This is a genomic window from Frankia nepalensis, from assembly GCF_016786325.1.
Taxonomy (GTDB): domain Bacteria; phylum Actinomycetota; class Actinomycetes; order Frankiales; family Frankiaceae; genus Pseudofrankia; species Pseudofrankia nepalensis.
In genome coordinates this window covers 14,054-36,122 of the sequence record NZ_JADWYU010000192.1, presented here as the reverse complement: position 1 = coordinate 36,122, position 22,069 = coordinate 14,054, and the positions used below count along the sequence as shown (strand labels likewise).

Genomic DNA, 22,069 nt, shown 5'->3' with positions numbered 1-22,069 from the left:
CGTTGAGGTAGCTGGTCGCGGGCTGGGTCGCCGTCTCGTCGGCGCCCCGCGGCCAGGTCAGCGCCTCGGCCCCGCCGCGGGCTCGGTGCGGGCTCGGTGCGCGCCGCGCGCGGCGGCTCAGCCGATGCGGCCGTCCCAGGTTCGGGCGTCGCGCACGACGTCGCGAAACGGCTTGCGGGCGTCGAAGCTCGGCTCGCGCGGCAGGCCGAGCACGCGCTCGCCGATGCCGTTGCGCTGCACCTCGTTCGTGCCGGCGGCGATGGCGACCATCCGGCCGTTGAGGTAGCTGGTCGCGGGCTGGGTCGCCGTCTCGTCGGCGCCCCGCGGCCAGGTCAGCGCCTCGGCCCCGCCGATCTCCACCGTGAGCCGGGCCCGGATCGGCGAGAGTACGCCGGCGGCCAGCTTCCCGTAGGCGGCGACCGCCGGCTGCGGTGTGGCCGAGCTTCGCAGCCGGGCGGCGATCCGCAGGCCGAGGTGGTACTGGGCGAACTCGTTGACGTGTGCCCGCGCGATGGCCTGCCGCGCGAGCGGGTCGTCAAGGCGGCCCACCTTCCGGGCGAGCGCGACGAGCTCGGGGGCGAGCACGCGGGGCTCCACCCGGGCCCCGCCGGAGCTCCCGGCGCCGCGCTCGTAGACCAGCATCGTCTGCGCGACCGACCACCCCTGGTTGACCTCCCCGATGATGTCCTCGTCGGACACGACCACGTCGTCCAGGAACGCCTCGCAGAACCCGGACTCCCCGTTGATCTGCCGGATCGGCCGGACCGTGACGCCCCTGGCGTCGGTGGGGACGGCGAACCAGGTCAGGCCGCGGTGCTTCGGGACGTCCCAGTCGGTGCGCGCCAGGCACATCGCGTAGTCGGCCTGGTGCGCGCCCGTGCTCCAGATCTTCGACCCGTTCAGCACCCAGCGATCGCCCTCGCGGCGCGCCGTCGTCCGGATCCCGGCGAGGTCCGAGCCGGCCTCGGGCTCCGAGTAGAACTGGCACCACAGCCGCTCCCCCTTGAGGATCGGCGGGATGTGCCGGCGCAGGAACTCCGGCGACGCGTGCGCGAGCATCGACCGCGCGATCGCGGTGAACGTGACGTGGCCGGCGCCACCGAAGTGCGGCGTGAGATACCCCCGCGACTCCTCCACGAACACCCGCTCGTGGTGCCCCGTCAGCCCGCGGCCGCCGTACTCCCGGGGAAACGACAGGCCCGCGTACCCGCCGTCGAACAGCTTGCGCTGCAGCGGCCGAGCGGCGGCGACCTCCTCGTCGCCGCGGGCCTCTCCGCCATCGCGCACACCGGCCGGCCGCCGCTCCAGATTCGCGGCCAGCCACGCCCGCGCCTCGGCGCGGAACTCGTCGAGCCCGCTCGCGCCGTCCGAAACCTCATCGGTCATCAGTCACACCCTCGCCTAGACACGGCCTAGATCCCGGACAGCTGGCACAGGCGCTCCCGGTGCCAGCTCGGGTCGCCGAACAACGCCGCGTCGGTCGTCAGCCGGCGCAGGAAGAGATGCTGGTCGTGCTCCCAGGTGAAGCCGATCCCGCCGAAGACCTGGAAACAGTTCTGGGCAAGGTCGACGCCGCTGTCCCCGACGAACGCCTTCGCCATGCTCGCCGCCTCCAGCCCGTAGCCAGCCGAGCCGGGAGAGCCGCCCGGCTCGGCCGCGCCGGGCGAGCCGTCCACCTCGCCGAGCCGCTGGGCCGCGGCCGTCGTGATCGCCTTGCTCATCTCCAGCGCGAGGCTGGTGTCCGCGAGCACGTGCTTCAGCGCCTGGAACGAGCCGATCGGCCGGCCGAACGCGATCCGGTCCTTCGCGTACTGCACCGTCATCGCGAGTTCGAAATCCATCGCGCCGACCGACTCGGCCGTGGTCAGGACACACGCCAGCGCGAGCTGCCGGGCGACCAGCTCGTCCGCGCCGCCCCCATCGCCCGCCGCGCCAAGCCTGCTCCCAGCCGACGCGACGGGGACGTCGTCGAAGTCCAGCCGGACGAACCGGCGGGTGAGGTCCAACGACTCGAGCGGCACCACCCGCAGACCGGGGGTGCCGGCCGGCAGCAGGAACTGCGCGAGCCCGGCGCCTCCACCGTCCCCCGCGCTCGCGGGACCGGTGCTGGCGGTCACCAGGAACCAGCCGTCCGGACCGGGATCCTCCACGAACGTGGCCTGCCCGGACAACCGCCAGCCACCGCCGGCCTCCACCGCCGACACGGCCCCGGCCGACGCCGACCGGCCCACCGGGGCGGCCGGCGGCGCGGCCGCCGAACCCGCCGACGACGGCGGAACCAGCGCCGCGGCGGGCACCCAGGCCGCCGACGTCTCCCCTGACAGCAGGGCGGGCAGTACCTTCGCCGTCTGCTCGCCGGCGCCGGCCGCGGCGAGCGCGTACGCCACGACGTTCGTGCCGACGAACGGCCCGGGCTGCAGCGCGCGGCCCCGGTGGTAGGCCACGAGCGCCGCGTCGAGCACGCCGTTGCCCGAGACGCTCCCGCCGCCGAGCTCGTCCGGGACGAGCAGTGAGTACCAGCCCAGCTCGCCCGCCTGGCGCCGGTACGCGGCGGCGAAGCCGGCGCCGGCGTAGGTGCCTTCTCGCACCTTCTCCAATGGACAGGTCCGCGCGATGAAGCGCGCGGACGCGTCCACCAGCATCCGCTGCTCGTCGGTCAGCACATCATCCACGGCCCGCTCCTCCGCTGACTCGCGTGTCTCGTTCGTCTACGGCCGCCGGCCACGCCGCCGGGACGTGATCGCCCCGCGGCGGCAACGACGGCGCGTGGCCTCCCGCGCCGGCCGCGCGTGACGCGCCTGGGCGACGCCACCCGGTGGCGCCATCCGTCGGCGTCCTCCCTCGGCGTGTCCGTCGGCGTTGTCCGGATCGGGGACCGTGACGGCCGGGCATTCCCCGTCAGGGGCTGACGAGGATCTTCCCGCTGGCGGCGACCTGGGCGAGGTCGTCGAACGCCTCGTTCACCTCGCCAAGCCCGACCTGCCGGGCAAGCAGCGGCGCCGGATCGATCAGGCCACTGGTGAACGCGGCGATGACGGTCCGGAACTCCTCCGGCGTGTAGTAGACCGCGAAGCCCACGGACACCTCCTTCATCAGCGCCGCCCACGACTGGAACGGGGTGGCGTCGATGGTCACGCCCGCCAGGACGATCCGGCCCCGCGGCCGCGCCGCGGTCACGAAGGCGTCCAGCAGTCCCGCCCTGCCCGCGCACTCGGCGACGACGTCGTAGGAACCGGCCGTCGCCTCCTCGACGGAGGTGAGGACGTCGGTCGCCCCGAACCTCTCGGCGGCCGCCCGGCGGATCGCGGCCGGGTCGACGGCGGTGATCCGGCGGGCTCCGAGCGCCCGGGCCCACGCGATGGTGGTCAGCCCGACGGTGCCGGCGCCGACGACGAGCACGTCGTCGCCGGCCTCGATCCGCCCGGTGCGGGCGGTGTGCAGGCCCACCGCGAACGGCTCGACCAGGGCGCCGTGCAGCGGGTCGATGTCCGGGGTGAGCGGGAAGGCGGCGGCGGTGGTGACCACGGCGAGCTCCGCGAAGCCGCCACCGGTGCCGCCGAGCCCGACGAGCCGCACCCGGGGGCAGTGGATCACGTAGCCGGACGCGCACCAGTCGCAGCCTCCGCAGGACAGCGCCGGCAGCACCGCGACATGCGCGCCTTCCCGCCAGTCGCCGGCCGTGTCCGGCCCGACCCCGACGATCTGCCCACCGAACTCGTGTCCCATGACCGTGCCTTCGGGCATCGCCGCGCGGGCCTTGATGTCCGAGCCACAGAACCCGCAGGCCGTGACCCGCAGCAGTAACTCCCCCGGGCCTGGCGAGGGATCCGGCACCTCGGTGACCTCGTACCGTCCGCCGGGAACGACCACAGCCGCGCGCATGACACCTCCGCAGCTCGGGGACCGCCCCGCGATCGCCCGAGATCCATTCAGACATATCTGTCACGGTGGCCCGGCGGAGGGCTCGGCCGGTCCGCGTCGACGGGACCACGCCCGCCGCCAGCCCAGCCCGACCGGGCCCCGCGTCGGGCCTAGAGGGCTGACTCGCCCTTGAGCATTCCGCCGGCGTCGATGCGGATGTTGAGGCCGGTGATGTACTTCGCGTCGTCGGACGCGAGGAACAGCACCAGGGAGCTCACGTCGTTCGGCTCGATGTACGGGATCGGCATCGCCTGCAGCACCGGGAACGCCAGCTCCGCGTCCTCGCGGGTGGGGCTCTCCAGGTCCGGGCGGAACGTCTTGTAGATCCGGTCGTTCTGCAGCAGGTTGGTGTTGACGTTCGTCGGGTGGATCGCGTTCAGCCGGATGTTGTGCGGCGCGAGCTGCAGGGCCAGGACCTCGGTGTAGCGGAGCACGGTCTGCTTGGCCCAGGAGTAGCCGACGCCGCCGGTGTTGCCCATGATCTCGGTGGTGCCTTTCATCATGCCGGCGGTGGAGCCGGTCAGGATGATCGAGGCACCGGCGGTCAGGTGCGGCAGGCTGACCGCGACGGTGTTCATCACGCCGATGAGGTCGACATCGGTGACGTCGACGAACCCGCCGCACAGCGACAGGTCGTCCCAGGCACAGACACCGGCATTCCCGAGCACGATGTCGAGCCGGCCGAACCGGGCCAGCCCCTCGTCGAGCGCGGCCCGCAGCTGGGACCGCTCCCGGACGTCGGCCTTCACCGCGACGATGCCCCGGCCGAGCGCCTCGACCTCCTTGACGGTCTGGGCGAGGTCCTCCGGCGTCCCCAGCGGGTAGGGGACGCTGGCGATCTGCTCGCACAGGTCGACCGCGATGATGTCCGCGCCCTCGCTGGCTAACCGCAGCGCGTGGCTGCGGCCCTGGCCGCGCGCGGCTCCGGTGATGAAGGCGACCTTGCCGTCGAGCTTGCCCATGGCGATTCCTTCCAGGATGTCCGAGCTCCCGGTTCGCTCGCCCATCGGCGAGCCAACCGGGAGAAGCGGGTGGCCCGCCCATCGGGGCGAGCCGATTCGTGAACCGGATCGGGTTAGAGGGCCTCGATGACCATGGCGGCGCCCATGCCGCCGCCGGCGCACATGGACACGACGCCGAGGGTGTTCCCGCGGCGGCGCAGCTCGTGGACCATCGTCACGACCATCCGCGCGCCGGTGGCGGCGATCGGGTGGCCCAGGCTCGCGCCGCTGCCGTTGACGTTCACGATCTCCGGGGCGATCCCGAGCTTGCGGATGGCCGCGACCGGGACGGAGCAGAAGGCCTCGTTGATTTCGAAGAGGTCGATGTCGGCGAGCGTGAGCCCGGCCCGGTCGAGTGCCTTCGGAATCGCCAGCGACGGGCCGAGCCCGGTCAGCGCCGGGGGCACCCCGACCGACGCCCACGACCGGATCCGGGCCAGCGGCGCCAGCCCGTTCGCCGCCGCGTACTCGCCGCTGGCCAGCGTGACCGCGGCCGCCGCGTCGTTCAGGCCCGCGGCGTTGCCGGCGGTCACCGTCGCGTCCGGCAGTTCGGGATGCAGCAGCCGCAGCTGGGCGAGCGACTCGACGGTGACCCCGCGGCGCGGGAACTCGTCGGTGTCGAACAGCCTGGTCGTGCCGTCCGGCGCCGTCACCTCGACCGGCACGATCTGGTCGGCGAAGTAGCCGCCGTCGATCGACGCGACCGCCTGACCGTGGCTGTAGGCGGCCCACTCGTCCACGTCGCGACGGGTCAGGCCCAGCTCACGGGCGGTGTTCTCGCCGACAGTGATCGACATGTCGAAGGCCGGGGCGTCCGGCGTCTCCGGGTGCGACGCGGACACCCACGTCACCGGCTGCCCGTCGGGCCCCTTCCTGGTGGTCGTCATCGCGCTGTTGGTCAGGCTCTCGGTACCACCGGCGATGACCACCTGGTCCATACCGGCGCGGACGCTGCCGGCCGCGATCGCGACGGCGGCGAGGCCGCCGGCGCAGTGCTGGTTGGTGGCGAGGCCGGCGAGGTCGTCCAGGCCAAGCCGCACGGCCACGTTGCGGGCGATGACCCCGCCGCCCTGGTACGCCTCGGCGAGCACCAGGCCGTCGACGTCCCGCGCGGGCACGCCGGCGCGCTCGAGCGCCGCGGGCACGACGACCTCTGCGAGCTGGAACGCGTCCAGCCCGACCAGCGATCCCTTACGGGCACGCCCGATGGGCGTGCGAGCGGTCGAGACGATGACTGCGTCGGTCACGGTGGACTCCTCGGGATCTGGCGCGTGCCCGGGACGCCGGACACTGTCGAACTGCTGGTGGTCGCGAGCCTGGTAGTCGGGGGGTGGGTTGACCGGGCGCCGTCCGCGCGCCTGCCTCAGCGCTTCTCGTAGGTGATGCCGGCGGCCTCGACGTCCCAGGTGGCGGGGGTGACGCCCTCGGCGCGCAGCTCACGCTTGAGGACCCGGCCGACCGGGCTGCGGGGCAGCTCGTCGCGGAACTCGATGTAGCGCGGCAGGACGAAGTACGGCAGCGCGTCCACGCACCACCGGAACAGCTCCTCCTCGGTGAGCGCCGAGCCGGCGACCCGGGTCGCCGTCACCTTCACGTCGTCCTCGGTCAGCTGGCTCGGCACCGCGTGCACCGCGACGTCGGCGAGCTGGCCGTGGCCCATCAGGATCCGCTCGACCTCGAAGCTCGCGATGTTCTCGCCGCGCCGGCGCAGGTAGTCGGCCTTGCGGTCGACGAAGTACAGGTAGCCGTCCTCGTCGATCTTCCCGATGTCCCCGGTGTGGTACCACCAGTTCCGGCTCGTCTCCACCGTCACCTCGGGACGGCCCCAGTACCCCTCGAACATGACGTGCGCCAGCTTCGGCCGGATCACGATCTCCCCGTCCGTCCCACGGGGCAGCTCGTTGTCCTCGTCGTCGAAGATCCGCACATCGAAGTACTCGGTGTTCACGACCCCCGCGGCGCGCGGCCTGTTGCGCACGCCCGGCGGCTGCCAGGAGATCAGGCTCGCCTCGGTCACCCCGTAGGCACCGGAGAACGTGTCGATCCCGAACCGGGAACGGATCACGTCGTCGACCTCCGGCGGCAGCGGCGCCGCCCCCATCAGCCGCAGCGACGTGTTCGCCTCCGGCGCACCCGAGCGCGGCATCTCCGGTCTGTCCTCGTCGTGCGCCAGCAGGTAGGCCATCGTCCCGAGCGTCGAGGTCATCGTCGCGCCGGTCCGGTTCATCTCCGGCCAGAAGTTCGACACCGAGAACTTCCGGTAGATCGCCGCCCGCCCGCCGTACACCAGCGTCCCCACCACCGCCGTGACCAGCGCGTTGTAGTGGAACATCGGCAGCGGCGTCCACACCACGTCCGCCGCCGTCCGGCCCCAGCTGTAGCCGATCTGCCTCGCCAGCGCCTCGTGGTAGTTGTGGCTGAGCATGCAGCCCTTCGACAGACCCGTCGTCCCACCCGTGTAGATGAACGTCGCCAGGTCCGACGGGCGGCGCGCGACCGGCTCCGCCAGCGGCGCACCCGACAGCAGGTCGTCGAACCGGTGACCGGCCGCGCCCGGGAACACCGGCACCTCCGGGCCCGTGACCACCACATGCGCCAGCTCGTCGAGATCGCCGGACACGGCCGCGGCGCGATCCGCGAGATCGTGGGCGACGACCAGCACGGTCGCCCCGGAGTCCCGCAGCTGATGACGCAGGTACTCGCCCTTGTACGCCGTGTTGATCGGTACCGCCACGGCACCCGCCCACTGCGCCGCCCACCACGCGACCAGCATCTCCGGCGAGTTCTCCAACAACATCGCCACCCGGTCACCAGGGCCGACCCCCAGCTCCCGAAGACCACCACCCAGCCGAGCCGCCGCCGCGCCGACCTGCGCGGCCGTCAGCGTGGTCCCACCGATGTCCAGGTACTCGCTGTCCGGCTCCTTCTCGATCCGCCGCACCAGCAGCTCCGTGGTCGTATGCCGCGAGGCACTCCCCCAGACACCGTCACTCACCTGACTCGTCCCCTCCTCGCCAGCACCCCCGCGCGGTGATACATCTATATATATAACAGTCCGCCAACCGACATGCGCATGATCCTTCCGCGCCGTCGACCCGGCTTCCCGCACGTATCGATGTCTTCGCGTCGATGCCTTCGGGCGCGGGTCGGGACCGCGCCCGCCCACGCCGGGAGCGTCCGCCGGGGCTCGACGGCCGGAAGGCCGCGGGCGCCTCGCCTGGCGAACGCCCTCGGGTTCGGGCAAGTGACGAGATCAGGGAGACGAACCGTGGCCGTGGGACATCAGGCGAAGCCGATCAAGCTCGGCGTTCTGCAGGACTTCACCATCCCGCCCGGCAGGGCCTACGACACCCGCCAGGACTTCCTCGACGCGCTCGCGCTGGTCTTCCGCGAGGCGCAGGAGTCCGGACTGCTCGACCGGCCGGTGGAACTCGTCGAGCGCGACGCCGACGGGTTACCGACCGGCAGCGTGAAGTCCGTCATCGACAGCTACGGCGAACTCGTCGACGAGGGCTGCCTCGCCGTCTTCGGCCCGCACATCTCCGAGAACACCCTCGCCCTGCGGCCCGAGATCGAGCGGCGGTTCCGGGTGCCCTCGATCAGCGTCTGCGGCGCCGACCAGTGGCTCGGGAAGTGGACCTTCGCGCTGCCCAACGGGTCGATGACCGACGAACCGATCATCCTCGCGAACCTCGCCGCCAGGGCCGGCGCGCGCACGGCGGGGGTGCTCGTGGAACGCTCGGTGATCGGTCAGCTGTACGGGCGCGGCTTCCGCGACGCCTGCCGGGAGCAGGGACTGCGCATCGTCGCGGAGGAGACCATCGCGCAGACCGGGCAGGACATCGGCGACGCGGTGCGCTCCCTCCACGGGTCGCGGCCCGACGCGCTCGTGCACCTCGGCTTCGGCTACGGCGTGATCCGGATCAACGAGGCGCTCGGCGCCCTCGGCTGGGACCCGCCGCGATACATGGGAACCGCGTTCGAGGACGCGTACTTCTCGGACGAGATCTGGGACGCGTACGTCGGCTGGGTCGGGCTGGAGCAGTACGACGAGGACAACCTGGTCGGCCAGCGGTTCCTGGACCGCTTCGAGGCCGCGTACGGCCGCCGGCCGCAGTACTACGCGCCGGGGCTGTGCCACGACGCGGGCGTGGCGCTGGCGCGCGCGTTCGCGGGCGCCGAGCCGCTGTCGCCGCGGGGCGTGCGCGACGCCCTCGAACGCGTGAAACTCGTCCCGGCCGCCTCCGGCGCCCCCGGAACGACGATCTCCTTCGGCCAGTGGACCCGCCGCGGCTGGATGGGCTCAAGCTACCTCGTCGCCCGCGCCTTCGAACCCGACCGCAAGTCCCACCGCCTCGTCGCCCGCTTCGAACCCAGCTAAGCCCGCGTCACGCCCGCCACGAGCTGTTCTCCTCCGGCGGTGCTCGCCATCGGGAAAGGCACCACGTCCGTTGTTTTGCCGGTTACCGGTTGATAGCGGTCTGGTAGGGCGCGGAGTCGGGGACCTCAATATTCAGCGTGCTGGGGTCCTGGCTGGGTTCCGGGGCCAGCGGTAGGCGCCGAAGATGGCGGGAATGACGACTCCGGGTGGGGCTTGGAGGACGTCGGGGATGGCGCGGATGGCGGTCATGGCGACCGCGAGCTGGCCGCCGCCGACGCCGGGGAATCCCGCGATGGGCTCGTTGCCGATGCGTAGGTCCAGGTGCAGGGACGGGGCTCCGTCGACCTGGACGCGGACGAGGAACTCGCCGTCGGGCAGGTGCTCCCAGGTGGGTAGGCCGCCGGTGGCGGTCCAGTGCTCCTCGGCGACGAGCACCGGGATGCCGCCGTGGTGAGCGGACCAGGACAGGATCTGTCCGACGACGGTGCCGGCCGGCAGGGTCGCGCACCGGGTCTCGACATCTGTGGAAGCGGTCGCTGTGCGGATCGACCGGTGGATCTCGTCGATGCGCAGGCCGAGTATGTCGGCGGTGGCCGCGAGCGCCTGCTCGTACTGGATCGACACGGCCTGGAACATGGGGGAGGTGATCGTGATGTCCTCGGGCGGTTTACCCATGCCCATGAGGTCGACGAGCATTTCCTTCGACGACAGGCCCCGGCAGTCGACGAACTCCTGGACGACGATCTTGTCGACTCGTTGCGAGAGTCCGGTGAGCGTGGTGGCGAGCCGCTCGAACATGAAGCCGGGATGTTCCCCCGCGGCGTGAAACCGGGTGCCCGCCCGCTGGCAGGCGCTCTCGACCCGCTCGCGGGCTGCCGCCCCGAAGGTGGGGAGGTGGTTGTAGGACGTGGTGGTGATGACGTCCTTGCCCGATTCGAGCAGGGCGACGATGTCGTCGGTGTTGGTGTTGTCGGAGTAGGCCTTGCTCGCGGCGTGCAGGACGAGGTCGGCGTCGAGCGCGAGGATCGCCGCCTTGTCGTTGGTGGCGACGACGCCGGTGGGGCCGCGGCCGACGAGATCGCCCGCGTCCACGCCGACCTTGTGTGGGCTGTAGACGAACAGGCCGACGAGGTCGAGGCCGGGGCTGTCGATGACTTCGCGGAGCTGGGCCGTGCCGACGGGGCCGGTCGCCCACTGGACGACCCGGGTCACGGGGTGGAGGGCGGTTCGACGAGGCCTTCGATGGTGGCGTGCAGGACGCTTCGGCTGCCGTCGGGCAGGACGCGTCGGGCCACGAGGAACTCGCTTCCGACCCAGCCGTGCCGGATGTAGCGGCCGAACCGCAGGCGGGTTCCCGGCGCGCCGGACGCGGCCGGAAGCATTTTGATTTTCTCGAGGGCGTCCTTGACGCCGGGGCCGGTGAGTGGGCGGGCGCCGGCCAGCGCCAGCATCATCATCCGGCCGACGTCGTAGCAGTAGAGCGGGAAGAAGTACGCGGGCCGACGGCCGTGGCGAGCCTCGAACTGGTCGAGGAACGCGACGGCGGTCTGGTTGCGTTCGTCGTACTGGTCGAGGCCGATCCAGCCGGCCAGCTGGTCGCGCCACCAGGCGCTGGTGGCCGCGAACTCGAACGCGGTGGTCGTGTACCGGGGTGGCGTCCAACCGATTTCGGCGAGGGCGTCGTTCATGCCGGGGATGCCGAGGCCGAACCCGACGTGCAGGATCCCGTCGGGCTGGTCGACGGCCAGCTGCTTCATCGCGGCCTGCTTGTCGGCCTGGACCTGGGGGATGGGGACCTCCGCGGTGATACGCAGGCCGGCCTCCTTGCAGGCGACCCGGGTGGTGCGCAAGTACTCGGCGCCGATGAGGGAGTCCTCGTACGCGATACCGACGGTGCGGCAGCCGTCGAGAGCGGCGATGGTGGCCATGATGATCGGCTCCTCCTCCATGGAGCCGGCGGGGAGGCCGAAGACCCATTCGCCGAGCATGGTCTCGGAGGCGCCCATGGTGATGCAGGCGACCTCGCCCAGCTGCTCGACGTAGGGGCGCAGGGCGACGCCGTTCTCGGACACCCAAGGCCCGAAGATCACCAGTACGCCCTCTTCGACCAGTTCGCGGAAGGCGGCGCGCACGGCTTGGAAGGTGCCGTTCGGCAGTCCCTGCACGGCGCGGACGACGAACTCGACCGGCCGTTCGAGGACGCCGCGGGCTAAGTAGTCGTCGGCGACGAGTCGCAGCGTGAGCAGGATGTTCTCGTCGTAGCCGCCGTCGGCGTCGAGATAGTCGATGAGCAGGCCGATGCGGGCCGGTGTCACGTCGGCCATGGCAGTCTCCCCAGGAAGGTCGGTACGTCCGCGAGGTCCAGGACGCCTGGCGCCGCCGCCCGCACGGCGGGAATCGCGTGCACGGCGTGCATGGCGGTGGCGAGGCAGCCCATGTCGGTGTGGTCCTCGCCCCTGGTGCCGAGGACGAGGGTGCAGCGCAGGGTTGGCGCGCCGTCGAACTCGATCTGGTAGCCCTCGCCGGGGGCGGACCACCGCGGCGCGACGTCGGGCGCCATCCAGGTGACGTGCTCGACGGCGATGGTGACCGGGCCGCAGTCGGCCAGGACGCCGAGTCGCATCGCCCCGACCGTCCCGGCGGGAATGACGCCGGCGGCGACCGTCAGCTCCCGGTCGGTCACGGCTACCTCGCGGAACGGCTCGACGGAGGCGACGGCGAGGCCGAGAGACTTGGCGAGGATCGTCGCCGTGCCAGTGAAGGCACCGGCGGCGCGGCGCGGGTCGCTGAGCAGCGGGCCGGTCGCGTCCGGGGCATGGCCGTACCCCATGACGTCGAAGATCAGCTGGGTGCTCGGGTATTCGGCGTAGGACAGGTGTTCTCGCACGAAGATGCGGTCGCACTGGAACGCGAGCCGGGACAGGACCGGGGCGACGACCTCGCCCCAGAACCCGGGGAACAGCCCGAGACCGAGGAAGGTGCTCCGGCCCTTCTCGCACGCGGCGGCGAGAGCCTGGTGGCGTTCGAGGTCGAACGCGCGGGTGTCGACGAACGAGCTGCCGGTCGCGATGACGTCGGCGCCGGCGGCCAGCAGGTCGGCGACGTCGGTGAAGCAGCCCTCCGGGTTGGTCTCGACCCGGCCCATGTAGAGCACGACGTCCGGGGCGAGGGCGAGCAGCTCGTCCTTGCTGTCGGTCGCGCGGACCCCGGTCGCGGGGCGGCCGGCGAGGTCTCCCGCGTCGGCGCCGACCTTTTCGGGGTCGTAGACCCGGACGCCGACGAGCTCGAGGTCGGGCGCGTCGATGACGGCCCGCAGGGCCAGCCGGCCGGTGGTACCCGTCGCCCACTGGACGACCCGGCTGCTCACGTCGCCCACGAGAGTCTGAGGTCGGGGACGTAGCGCAGCGGCGGGAGGTAGCTGACCTCGTAGCCGGGGCTGAGCGTGTACTCGGGAATCCGTCGGTGCCATTCCCGCAGGGCGATCCGCAGCTCCCGGCGGGCGAGATGGGAACCGAGGCAGCGGTGCACACCGCCGCCGAACGCGAGATGGCGGTTGACCTCCCGGTCGAAACGGACCTCCAGCGGGTCAGGAAACTCGGCCGGGTCGAGATTGGCGGCGCCCAGGTTCACCATCACGTGATGACCGGCCTCGACCGTCTCCCCGCCGAGGGCGGCGTCCTGCCTGGCCCACCGGACCACCGACGGGACCGGTGTCTCCCACCGCAGCAGCTCCTCCACGGCGTTCGCGATGACGTCGGGGTCCTGGACGATGCGCCGCCGGTGGCCGGGATGTTGGGCAAGGAACGCGAAGAAGCAGGTGAGTGAGTCGGTCACCGTGTCCAGCCCGGCCGTGAGCAGCACAAAACAGATCGACAGCAGCTCGTCGCGGCGAAACCGGCCCTCGGCCGTCTGCGCGCTGACGAACAGCGACAGCAGGTCGTCGCGGGGCGCCGCGGCGCGCTGGTCGAGCACCGCGTCGAAGTAGGCGTAGACCTGCCGCGCCGTGTCCCGTTGGATCGCCGAGCGTTCCTCCGGCCGCATCGCCAGGTCGCCCGGACGCAGCAGACCGTCGCGGAACCCGACGAGCGTGCCGAGCTCCTCCCACGGCAGCCCCAGCATCCCCAGGAACACCGACGACGGGAACAGCTCCGCGAACTCGGCGGTGAAGTCGCACGAGCCGCGGTCGACGAACGTGTCGACGAACCGGTTCACCCGCGCGGTGATGTCGGCCTCCAGCGCGTCGACGCGGCGCGGCGAGAACAGCGGGTCCAGGAACCTGCGGTACGCGGTGTGGTCCGGCGGGTCGATGCCCAGCGGGATCAGCGGCAGGGTGTTGCCCTGCTCGACGAGGTCCTCCGAGGAGAACAACGACCGGTTGCGCAGCGTCGCGTCGGCCAGCGCCCGGCTGTTGACCAGCACCGCGTCACCCAGCCGGACGGCCCCCCGCTCGACCAGCGCGTGGTTGACGGGCTGCGGCTGGGTCGAGGTCGCCGTGCCACCGAAGCTGGCGACGAGGTTCACGAAGTCGACCTTGGTGACGGGATGATCGGCTTGCGCCATGAACCCCTCTCCCTATTTACGTAAGAGGCACTTACGTTAACGTGGGGGGAGAATAGGAGGGCCCGAACCGTCACGTCAACCAGGAGCCCATGGCCGACCACGAGCCACCGTCACGCCGCCGTCCGCGCGGAAGACCCCGGGACCCGAACATCGAGCCCGTCGTCCTCGCGACGACGCGCCAGCTTCTCGGCGAATCCGGATTCGCGGCCACCACGGTGCAGGAGATCTCGCGTCGGTGCGGCGTGAACGTGCCCGCCATCTACCGCCGCTGGCCCACCCGGCTGGCCCTCATCGAGGAAGCCGCGTTCTCGGCCCTCACCCAGGTCACCGTCGAGCCCACCGGCGACCTGCGGGGCGACCTGCGCCACCTCATCCACATGTTCGAAAGCGGCCTGGGCGCGCCCGCCGCCCGCGCGGCCATCCCCGGCCTCATGGCCGCCTACCAACACGAGGCCCCGCCGCCGGCCCAGTGGCTGCAGTTCTCCTTGCGGCCGCACTTCTACGCCATCGTCAAAGCCGCCGGCGTCGAACCCAGTTTCGACCTCGACGAGGTCTTCGACGCCGTCCACGGAATCCTCCTCGGACGGATCTTCGTGCCACTCGCCGCCGCCCGGCACCACCCCATCGACAACATCATCGAGATGATCATCCGAATCCTGACGCCACCCGCGAACACGACCTCGCCAGGTCTCGCGGCCAGGTAGCCAGGACCCGCGGTCACGCCGCCGCGGGTCTCGCCGGTCAGTTCGAGGGCGGGACCGGCTCCTCGTACGGGGTCGCCGTGAAGACCCGACGCGCCACCCGCCAGCCCTCCGGGCGCTTCACCACGACGTCGCGGTACCGGCCGGACATGATCCGGCCGTCGGGCCGCATGCCCACGAGGCGGAACCGGAGGATGACGCCGTCCGGCGTCTCATCGACATAGATGTTGGTCATGATGTGGGTCCGCGGGTGCCGCGCCTGGACCATGAACTCCCGGATCTCCGCCAGCCCGTCGAGGACCTGGCCGGGTATCTCGAAGGTGGCGTCGGCCAGGAAGATCTGATCGAGATCCCGCCAGTTGCGGTCGTCGATCAGATCGCCGTATCGGCTCGGGAGCTCGCCCAGCGCCAGCCGGTCGGCCAGGTCCATAGCTGCGCCTCCATGGTCGCGCGTGTCGACGTGCGTGACCGGCGGTCAGGCGCCCAACAAGGCGTCTCGCACCGGGCCAAGCCACAGTTGCAGGTGGCGGGAGGTCAGGTCCTCGGGCATCTGGGCGACCGTGGCCCAGGTGAAGACGTGCTCCACCGGCAGGCCCGCGACGCGTCCGCGGATCTTGGCCACGGCCTCGTCGGGCGACAGCACGAGCAGGTTCACCTGTACCGGGCCACGGCCCCGCCCGAGCCGGTCACCAAGCTCCGCCTCGGTGTGCGCGGGGCTGCGCCGGGCCGCCAGCCGGTAGGAGTTCAGCTGGTACAGGTAGTGCGGCCTGATCCGCTCGTAGGCGGCCTCCGGGTCGTCGGCCACGATGATGTCCACGTCGCCCGCCAGCCGGGCCGAGGCGAGGTCGTGCCCGCCCTCGGCCAGGCCCTCGAGATACGCGGCCGCCGTCCGCCGGCCGATGGTGAGCAGCGAGGCGCCCATCCGCCCGGCCCGGCGCGCCCCGACGGGCCCGCCGTAGCCCAGCCACATCGGCACGGGACGTTGCAGTGGCGCCGGGGTGATCTCGCCGTCGTTCAGCAGGGCGCGCACCCGGGCGAAGACCGCGTCGAGGGTGGCGAAGCGGGCCGTCATGTCGGCGCCGAACATCTCGAACTCGCCGGGCACGTACCCCGCCCCGAGACCGAGCTCCAGCCGCCCGTCCGAGAGGAGGTCGACGAGCGCCGCCTCCTCGGCCAGGTGGCGCGGATCGCGGATCGGCCCCAGCAGGACGGCCGTGCCGATCCTCGCCCGCCTCGTGCGGCTGGCCATGGCGGCCGCCAGCACGAGCGGCTGCGGGAGGTAGCCGTCGTCGAACCCGTGGTGCTCGGTGAGCCAGAGGCAGTCCGCGCCGAGCCGGTCGGCCTCGGCGGCCAGGTCGAGCACCCTCGGGTAGTGCTCCCGCCAGGGACGTTGCCACGGCGGTGGGTTGCGCGCGTCCACGAACAGCCCGACCTTCAGGCCCCGCGCCGCCGGTCGCCCGTCGGCGGCACCACTCTGCCCGGCGTCCCGTTCGTCAGGCATCCCCGAACTCCGAGGCAAGCTGGCCGCTGATCGCGCTGACCCACTCGGGCGACAGCGCGATCTGCCACGGGACGAGGATCACGCCGTCGGCTCCCACGGCGAACGCTTCGGCCACCAGGGCGGGCACGTCCGCGGTCCGGTGGAACATCACGCCGGCCAGGCGCGCGACCTCGGCCGGATCGCGGCCGATCTCGGCGCAGCACCGGTCAACCGCCGCGAACGCGCGGCGCACGGCGTCGGCCTCCCCGATCGGGTTGCAGGCGTCGGCGTAGGTCGCCGCGATCCGCAGTACCCGGGCGCCGGTTCCACCGACCAGCAGCGGAACCCGCGGGCTGACCGGCCGAGGCTCGTTGATCGCCCGGTCGACCGAGAACCGGCGACCCTGGTGGCTCGCGGTCGGCTCGTCGAACATCGCGCGGCAGATCCGCGCGGCGTCCTCGAGACCGTCCACCCGCTCCCGCGCCGGCGGGAACGGGATCCCGAACCGCTGATGCTCGTCGGCGTCCCAGGCCGCCCCCAGGCCGACGACGGCGCGCCCGCCGGAGACCACGTCGACCGTCGCCATGGCCTTGGCCAGCAGCGCCGGATGACGGGTAGTGACCGGACTGACGAGCGGGCCAAGCCGCACCCGCGTCGTCGCGACCGCGAGTGCGCCGAGCAGTGTCGGAGCGTCGAACATGGGCGTGCGCCGGCCGCGGGGCCCGTCCGGCGTCCGCGACGCCGCGCCCTGGTTGGCCTCGATGTCCCCGACAGGCCCCTGCATGAGGTGGTCGGGCAACCACAACGTGTCGAAGACGCTCTCGTCGACGGCCCGAGCGATCTCCCCGACCCGGCCGAACAGCCGGTCCGGCGCGAGGCCGTGCGAGTAGTTCGTCATCAGCAGGCCGAACCGCCCCACCGACATGCCGCCGCCTTCCTCGAGGAGATCTCCGCGCCGCCCCCGACCACGCGACCGTGCCGCGGACCGGGCCGCGGGCACCGGTGCTGCGACCGGCGTCCCCGGCCGCCACCTGCGGTCATGGCCGGCAACCTACCAAACCTGAAGGTCTATACATATAGATGTCTCTGTCTGGATGAGGTAGAACCGGCTCAGGGATGCCGCGTCGAGGCCGGCGGTACGGCTGGCCTCCTGAGGAGGTACACGGCGATGACCCACCCCACCAGCCGACGCAGGGCGAGCCGTTTCGGTGTTCCGCGGCCTCGGCCCGGAGGGCACCTGTCTCGGGCCGGGGCCAGCCACGGATTCCCCCGGTCCCAGCGCCGCGCCGCGCCGGCGGGACCGCCGGCGTCCACGCGCACGAAAGCCCTGCGCACCAAAGCCTTACGCACGCATGACTTATGTACGAAGGGCGGTATCCCGCGATGACCCGACCCACGGTGGCGGACGACGGCCTCGCGTCGGTGTACCGCGACGACCCCCGGCTGGCGCCGTTCATCGGCCCCGGCGGTCCGTTCGAGGTCGAGAGCGTGCTGCTCGACGGGGTGCCGCTGCGCGACTTCGTCCGGGCGCCCCGCACCGTCAACGACATCTTCCTGATGGGCGCCGCGCACGAGGCGCTGACCAACATCGTCTACGGGGACGAGCGGCTGACGTTCGCCCAGGTCCGCCGCCAGGCGCGCGCCCTGGCCGGCGAGCTGCGGACGGCCTACGGGGTGCGCCCGGGCGACCGGGTCGCGATCGCGATGCGCAACCTGCCGGAGTTCGTCACGTCGTTCTGGGGTGCCGCGCTGGCGGGCGCCATCGTCACGCCGCTGAACTCGTGGTGGACGGGACCCGAGCTCGGCTACGCGCTGCGCGACGCCGGCGTCTCGGTGTTGTTCGCGGACGACGAGCGTCTCGCCCGGGTGCGCTCGGCCGGCCGCCCCGACGGCCTCACCCTCGTCGGCGTGCGCTCGGAGCTCGGCGACGTGCCGTTCGCCGACCTCGCCGCCGCGGCGCCGATCGACGACGACGCGATCGCCCGGCTCGACCGGGACGACCCCGTGACGCTGCTGTTCACCTCCGGCACGACCGGCCGGCCCAAGGGCGCGATCAGCACGAACCGGGCGACCATGGCCAACATCTGGAACATGGCCTTCACGAACCTGCGCGAGGGCATCCTCGCGGGCAGGCCGCCACGGCCGGCCCGCCAGCCCACGACGCTCTCGACGGCCCCGCTGTTCCACATCGGCGGTGTCACCACCATCTTCTCCTGCCCGCTCGGCGGGGCCAAGATCGTGCTGATGCGGCGGTGGGACGTCGAGGAGGCCATCCGGCTGGCGGAGCAGGAGCAGGTCACCGCCTTCGGCGGGGTGCCGCCGGTCGCCCGGCAGATCCTCGAGCACCCACGCACCCCGCGGCTGCGCGCGCACGTCCAGACCTTCTCGATCGGCGGTGCCGCCGTGCCGCCCGACCTGGTGGCCCGCACGGTCGAGGTCTTCGGCGACGGCATCCAGCTGCTCAACGGCTACGGGCTCACCGAGACCACCTCCGCCGTGGTGACCAACGTCGGCGTCGAGTTCCAGGCCCACCCCGACTGCGTCGGGCGGCCCAACCTCACCGCCGACGTCCGCGTCGTCGGCGCGCACGGCGTACTCGACACCGGCGAGGTCGGCGAGCTGTGCTTCCGGTCGCCGCAGGTGGCCAGGGGCTACTGGAACGACGCGACGGCGACCGCGGCCTCGTTCCGCGACGGCTGGTTCCACTCGGGCGACGTCGGCTTCCTCGATGCCGACGGGTACGTGCACGTCGTCGACCGGATGAAGGACGTCGTGATCCGCGGCGGCGAGAACGTCTACTGCGCGGAGGTGGAGGCGGTCCTGCACGAGCACCCGGGCGTGGCGGAGGTGACCGTCATCGGCCTGGCCGAGCCGGCGCTCGGCGAGCGGGTGTGCGCGGTCGTCGTGCCCCGGCCAGGAGCCACCCTCGACCTCGACGGCCTGCGCGCGTTCGCGGCCGACCGGCTGGCCGCCTTCAAGTGCCCCGAGGCGCTCCACCTCCTCGCCGAGCTGCCCAAGACGGCCACCGGCAAGGTGGCCAAGAACGAGGTGCGCGCCCAGGTCACCGAGGCCATGGATGTGATCATCCGGGCCTGGTGACGCCGCCGCCGGGCGGCAACGAGCAGGGGCCGGGTGACGTGGTCATCCGCGTCGCCCGGCCCCTGTTCGTCGGGCCGGTGTTCAGAGCGACTCGACGCCGAGTAGTTCGAGGGCGTTGTCGCGCATGATCCGGCGGACGGCGGCGTCGTCGAAGCCGTGCAGCTCCTTGACGAAGTCGGTCGGCTCGGCGAGCCCTTCACCGTGCGGCCAGTCGGAGCCGAACAGGATCCGCTCGACACCGACCAGCTCGGCCAGCGCCTGGATGTCCGCGCGGCACGCGCGGACAGTGGTGAGAACGACGTCGGTGAACGTGTGCTCCCAGTCAGCGTCCTCGGCGTCGAGCACAGGACGCCGACCGCGCGGGCCGAGCCCGGTGGTCACCGCCATCCCGCGCAGGCCGCCGAACGCCTCGACCGCGGCGGCGACGGCGCGCTCGGCCTCGCCCGCGGTCTCGAGGTCCCCGGCCAGCCCGACAACCGTCCCGGACTGGCCGGCACCCAGCTTCACCGCGGCCTCACGCGCCCGTGTGGCGTCCCGTCCGACGATGGCGACATTCGCGCCGTCGGCAGCAAGTGTCGTCGCCGCCGCCAGGCCTATGCCTCAAGTGCCGCCAAAGATCAGATAACCATGGCCACGCACACCGAGATCCACAGCTCGCTCCCATTCACTTCCAGATCCACGAATCGCCCGGCCGGGCGCGCGAGACCCGGCCGGGCGGGGCACGTCGGTGTCAGTCCTCGATGGGCGTGTTGCCGGTCGCTCGGTAAGGCAGGACGGGATTACCGTCCTCGTCGAGCGACGTCAGCAGAGTGCCGCGGATGCAGACCGCCGGCATCAGCGGGCGAGCCTTGCCGTTGCACCGGAAGGCCAGTTCGCCGCCGGCGGGCACGGGCATGCTCGGCGCCGCCTTGATCTTCGCGACGAGCGCGTCCGGAGTGAGGTCACCCGTGATGCCCTCGAGTGCCGAGTGCAGCGCCACGAACGTCATGTAGATCGTCGGCCCCATCGAGTTGCTGAGATCGATGTCGTCACCGTAGGTCTTGGCGATCGCCGTCCACTGCTGGATGTCCTTGTCGGTGTCCTCACCAAGTGCCGCCGTCGCGCCCATGGTCACGCCCTCCAGGCCGCTGCCGATCGCCTTGCGCACGCTGTCGGTGGCGCACCGGTTCAGCGTGCTGATCGGGCCGGTGAAGTTCACCGCGCGCAGGCCGTTGAAGGCCGCGATACAGAACGAGTCGTTGCCGATGATGTGCACCTCGGTCGGCCCGCCGGAGACGATGTCCGCCATCTGCGGGGACATGTCGGCGGTGCCGAGCGGCACCTTGACCAGCTTCAGCTCGACGCCGGCGTCCGCGAAGATCTTCTTGCCGGTGGTCTCGTAGAAGTCCGTCGCCGCCGGCACGTCGATGACGATCGCCGTCACCTTCTTCAGGCCGTTCTCCTTCGCGACCCCGATCGGTACGTCGGCGAGCCCCGCGACCTGGTTCGCGAGGATGAAGGTCGAGTCCTGGTCCGCCAGCGCGGGTGCCTCGGTGGACGCGTACGTGAAGACCGGGATCTTCGCGTCGTGCAGCGGCCGCCACACCTGCGCCATATTCGCGATCTCGCCGAACACCGCGATCGCGATGTCAGCCTGGATCAGCTGGTTCGCGCAGTCCGACGCCTTGCCCGGGTCGCCCTGGGTCTCGCAGACGACCAGCTCGATCGGATGCCCCCCGATGCCGCCCCGATGCTCGTTGAGGAACGTGGCGACGGCCTTGGCCGCGTCGATCTGAATGGTGTTGTCGAATGCCGGCGTCTGCCCGTCACTGAGCGTGCCTATCTTGATCGGCGTCCCACTGGCCACCTGCGTGGGTCCAAGCACCGAGGTGTCGACGGGCTCGTTGGAGCTGCTCGAGTCATCACCTCCGCACGCCGCGCCGACGAGTGTCAGTACCGCCACGGCCGCCACCGCCGCCACCCGGCGCATGCCGGGCAGCCGGCGTGTGCCCGCGGGCCTGCTGGTGTGTTCCATGATTCTCCCTGCTGGGCCGATGGCCCGACGAGCCGCCCTGTGAGGTGGTCGCCCCAGTACAGGCGGCGAAAGCTATAGCTCTTTCGATTGCGATCTCCGCCCAGGACCGAGGCCCGGACGGGCCCGCCCGCGTCATCGGGTGTGGTCGCTCCAGGCACCTGGAGGTACAGTACCTCAGGCAGAAAGTATGACTTTTTTAGCTGGATAGCCAAGCTTCCGGGAGTGGCGGAGGAAGGCTCACCCGGCCGGCGCTCACGTCAGGCCTTCCCGACCTGGTCACCATGCGGAACACCAGCGAGCACGAGGTAATGACACTTCCTGATCTTGCATGCCCAAATTTCCGCCGCCGGCCTGCTGGTCCGTTGAGATGCCCGCACGCGGCCACCGCCCGACCAGAAAGTCAGGTCGCGGCGCGGCCCGCACGCCTCCCCGTGGGCAGCGTCGTTGCCGCGGAGGATCGCGGCTGGTCGACGCGAGCCAACCCGCCGCGACCCGTTCCGCGTAGGTCCAGCAGCCCAAGGTCCTGCTCGTCGACGAACTCAGCATGGGGCTCGCGCCGCTGGTCGTCGCGAGCCTGTTCGAGACCGTCCGCGCGATCGCCACCGACCACGGATGCGCCGTCGTGCTCGTCGAGCAGCACGTCAACCTGGCGCTGAAGGCGGCCGACCAGGCCGCCATCCTCAACCGCGGCGCCATCGTCCTGCGCGGAGCCGCCGCCGACCTCACCGGCGACCCCGGCCGCCTCCAGCAGGCCTACTTCGGATCGGAGGACCGACGGTGAACGAACCGCCGCTCGCGCGAGCGGTCACCCTCACCTGGCGCGACGGGGAGTCTGGTATCGCGGCCTGCGGCGACAAGCCGCGATACATCTAAATATTATAAGAGTCGGACAGTCGCCGTGCCGTCCGCGCC

The 22,069-nt window shown here is 71.8% G+C and carries 19 protein-coding genes; 4 read left to right on the top strand and 15 right to left on the bottom strand.

Features of this window, described 5'->3' with window-relative positions; all coding sequences use genetic code 11:
- Positions 1–117: 117 nt before the first annotated feature.
- The 6 genes from I6A81_RS29130 to I6A81_RS29105 all read right to left on the bottom strand — a co-directional run bounded on the left by I6A81_RS29130 (position 118) and on the right by I6A81_RS29105 (position 7,917).
- On the bottom strand, positions 118–1,386 hold the full coding sequence (locus tag I6A81_RS29130; RefSeq protein ID WP_203005941.1) for an acyl-CoA dehydrogenase family protein: 1,269 nt from the start codon (positions 1,384–1,386) through the stop codon (positions 118–120).
- A 26-nt stretch (positions 1,387–1,412) separates the two neighbouring features.
- Positions 1,413–2,672: an acyl-CoA dehydrogenase family protein gene (locus I6A81_RS29125; RefSeq protein ID WP_203005942.1), complete on the bottom strand. Its 1,260-nt coding sequence runs from the start codon at positions 2,670–2,672 to the stop codon at positions 1,413–1,415.
- 226 nt (positions 2,673–2,898) lie between these two features.
- Positions 2,899–3,882: a zinc-dependent alcohol dehydrogenase gene (locus tag I6A81_RS29120; protein ID WP_203005943.1), complete on the bottom strand. Its 984-nt coding sequence runs from the start codon at positions 3,880–3,882 to the stop codon at positions 2,899–2,901.
- 149 nt (positions 3,883–4,031) lie between these two features.
- Positions 4,032–4,883, bottom strand: coding sequence for a mycofactocin-coupled SDR family oxidoreductase (locus tag I6A81_RS29115; RefSeq protein ID WP_203005944.1), 852 nt, complete (start codon positions 4,881–4,883; stop codon positions 4,032–4,034).
- A 113-nt stretch (positions 4,884–4,996) separates the two neighbouring features.
- Complete coding sequence (locus I6A81_RS29110) at positions 4,997–6,169, bottom strand: thiolase family protein (RefSeq protein WP_203005945.1); 1,173 nt, start codon at positions 6,167–6,169, stop codon at positions 4,997–4,999.
- A gap of 116 nt (positions 6,170–6,285) precedes the next feature.
- Positions 6,286–7,917 carry an AMP-binding protein gene (locus tag I6A81_RS29105; RefSeq protein ID WP_203005946.1) on the bottom strand — a complete coding sequence of 544 codons (1,632 nt, stop codon included), beginning with the start codon at positions 7,915–7,917 and terminating at the stop codon, positions 6,286–6,288.
- A gap of 273 nt (positions 7,918–8,190) precedes the next feature.
- Between I6A81_RS29105 and I6A81_RS29100 the strand changes: the two genes are divergently transcribed.
- Positions 8,191–9,303 carry an ABC transporter substrate-binding protein gene (locus I6A81_RS29100; RefSeq protein ID WP_203005947.1) on the top strand — a complete coding sequence of 371 codons (1,113 nt, stop codon included), beginning with the start codon at positions 8,191–8,193 and terminating at the stop codon, positions 9,301–9,303.
- A gap of 132 nt (positions 9,304–9,435) precedes the next feature.
- Here the strand turns inward: I6A81_RS29100 and I6A81_RS45820 are convergent, their stop codons facing one another.
- From I6A81_RS45820 to I6A81_RS29080, 4 genes are read right to left on the bottom strand one after another with little or no spacing between them, the layout of a single operon-like run.
- Complete coding sequence (locus I6A81_RS45820) at positions 9,436–10,515, bottom strand: NAD(P)H-dependent amine dehydrogenase family protein (protein ID WP_203005948.1); 1,080 nt, start codon at positions 10,513–10,515, stop codon at positions 9,436–9,438.
- The gene (locus I6A81_RS29090) at positions 10,512–11,627 is read right to left on the bottom strand and encodes an ABC transporter substrate-binding protein (RefSeq protein ID WP_203005949.1); all 1,116 of its coding nucleotides are present in this window, start codon (positions 11,625–11,627) and stop codon (positions 10,512–10,514) included. Before I6A81_RS29090 ends, I6A81_RS45820 begins: the two co-directional genes overlap by 4 nt.
- A complete protein-coding gene (locus tag I6A81_RS45815; protein WP_203005950.1) occupies positions 11,615–12,670 on the bottom strand; it encodes an NAD(P)H-dependent amine dehydrogenase family protein in 1,056 nt (351 codons plus the stop codon). The genes I6A81_RS29090 and I6A81_RS45815 overlap by 13 nt, the downstream gene beginning before the upstream one ends.
- Positions 12,667–13,863, bottom strand: a complete 1,197-nt coding sequence (locus I6A81_RS29080) for a cytochrome P450 (RefSeq protein ID WP_203005951.1) — start codon at positions 13,861–13,863, stop codon at positions 12,667–12,669. The genes I6A81_RS45815 and I6A81_RS29080 overlap by 4 nt, the downstream gene beginning before the upstream one ends.
- Positions 13,864–13,952: 89 nt before the next feature.
- Between I6A81_RS29080 and I6A81_RS29075 the strand changes: the two genes are divergently transcribed.
- Positions 13,953–14,567: a TetR/AcrR family transcriptional regulator gene (locus I6A81_RS29075; protein WP_203005952.1), complete on the top strand. Its 615-nt coding sequence runs from the start codon at positions 13,953–13,955 to the stop codon at positions 14,565–14,567.
- 37 nt (positions 14,568–14,604) lie between these two features.
- Here the strand turns inward: I6A81_RS29075 and I6A81_RS29070 are convergent, their stop codons facing one another.
- From I6A81_RS29070 to I6A81_RS29060, 3 genes are read right to left on the bottom strand one after another with little or no spacing between them, the layout of a single operon-like run.
- Positions 14,605–14,994 carry a nuclear transport factor 2 family protein gene (locus I6A81_RS29070; protein ID WP_203005953.1) on the bottom strand — a complete coding sequence of 130 codons (390 nt, stop codon included), beginning with the start codon at positions 14,992–14,994 and terminating at the stop codon, positions 14,605–14,607.
- 45 nt (positions 14,995–15,039) lie between these two features.
- Positions 15,040–16,065: an LLM class flavin-dependent oxidoreductase gene (locus I6A81_RS29065; RefSeq protein ID WP_203005954.1), complete on the bottom strand. Its 1,026-nt coding sequence runs from the start codon at positions 16,063–16,065 to the stop codon at positions 15,040–15,042.
- Positions 16,058–16,969 carry an LLM class flavin-dependent oxidoreductase gene (locus I6A81_RS29060; protein ID WP_203005955.1) on the bottom strand — a complete coding sequence of 304 codons (912 nt, stop codon included), beginning with the start codon at positions 16,967–16,969 and terminating at the stop codon, positions 16,058–16,060. The genes I6A81_RS29065 and I6A81_RS29060 overlap by 8 nt, the downstream gene beginning before the upstream one ends.
- Before the next feature lie 458 nt (positions 16,970–17,427).
- Between I6A81_RS29060 and I6A81_RS29055 the strand changes: the two genes are divergently transcribed.
- Positions 17,428–19,143: a class I adenylate-forming enzyme family protein gene (locus I6A81_RS29055; protein ID WP_203005956.1), complete on the top strand. Its 1,716-nt coding sequence runs from the start codon at positions 17,428–17,430 to the stop codon at positions 19,141–19,143.
- An 81-nt stretch (positions 19,144–19,224) separates the two neighbouring features.
- On the opposite strand, the gene I6A81_RS45135 is transcribed toward I6A81_RS29055, so the two are convergent.
- Positions 19,225–19,734, bottom strand: a complete 510-nt coding sequence (locus I6A81_RS45135; protein WP_285222913.1) for an SDR family NAD(P)-dependent oxidoreductase — start codon at positions 19,732–19,734, stop codon at positions 19,225–19,227.
- Positions 19,735–19,873: 139 nt separating this feature from the next.
- Positions 19,874–21,157, bottom strand: coding sequence for an ABC transporter substrate-binding protein (locus I6A81_RS29045; protein ID WP_203006271.1), 1,284 nt, complete (start codon positions 21,155–21,157; stop codon positions 19,874–19,876).
- A gap of 544 nt (positions 21,158–21,701) precedes the next feature.
- On the opposite strand from I6A81_RS29045, the gene I6A81_RS29040 reads away from it, so the two are divergent.
- On the top strand, positions 21,702–21,938 hold the full coding sequence (locus tag I6A81_RS29040) for a P-loop NTPase family protein (protein WP_307874995.1): 237 nt from the start codon (positions 21,702–21,704) through the stop codon (positions 21,936–21,938).
- Positions 21,939–22,069: the final 131 nt, after the last annotated feature.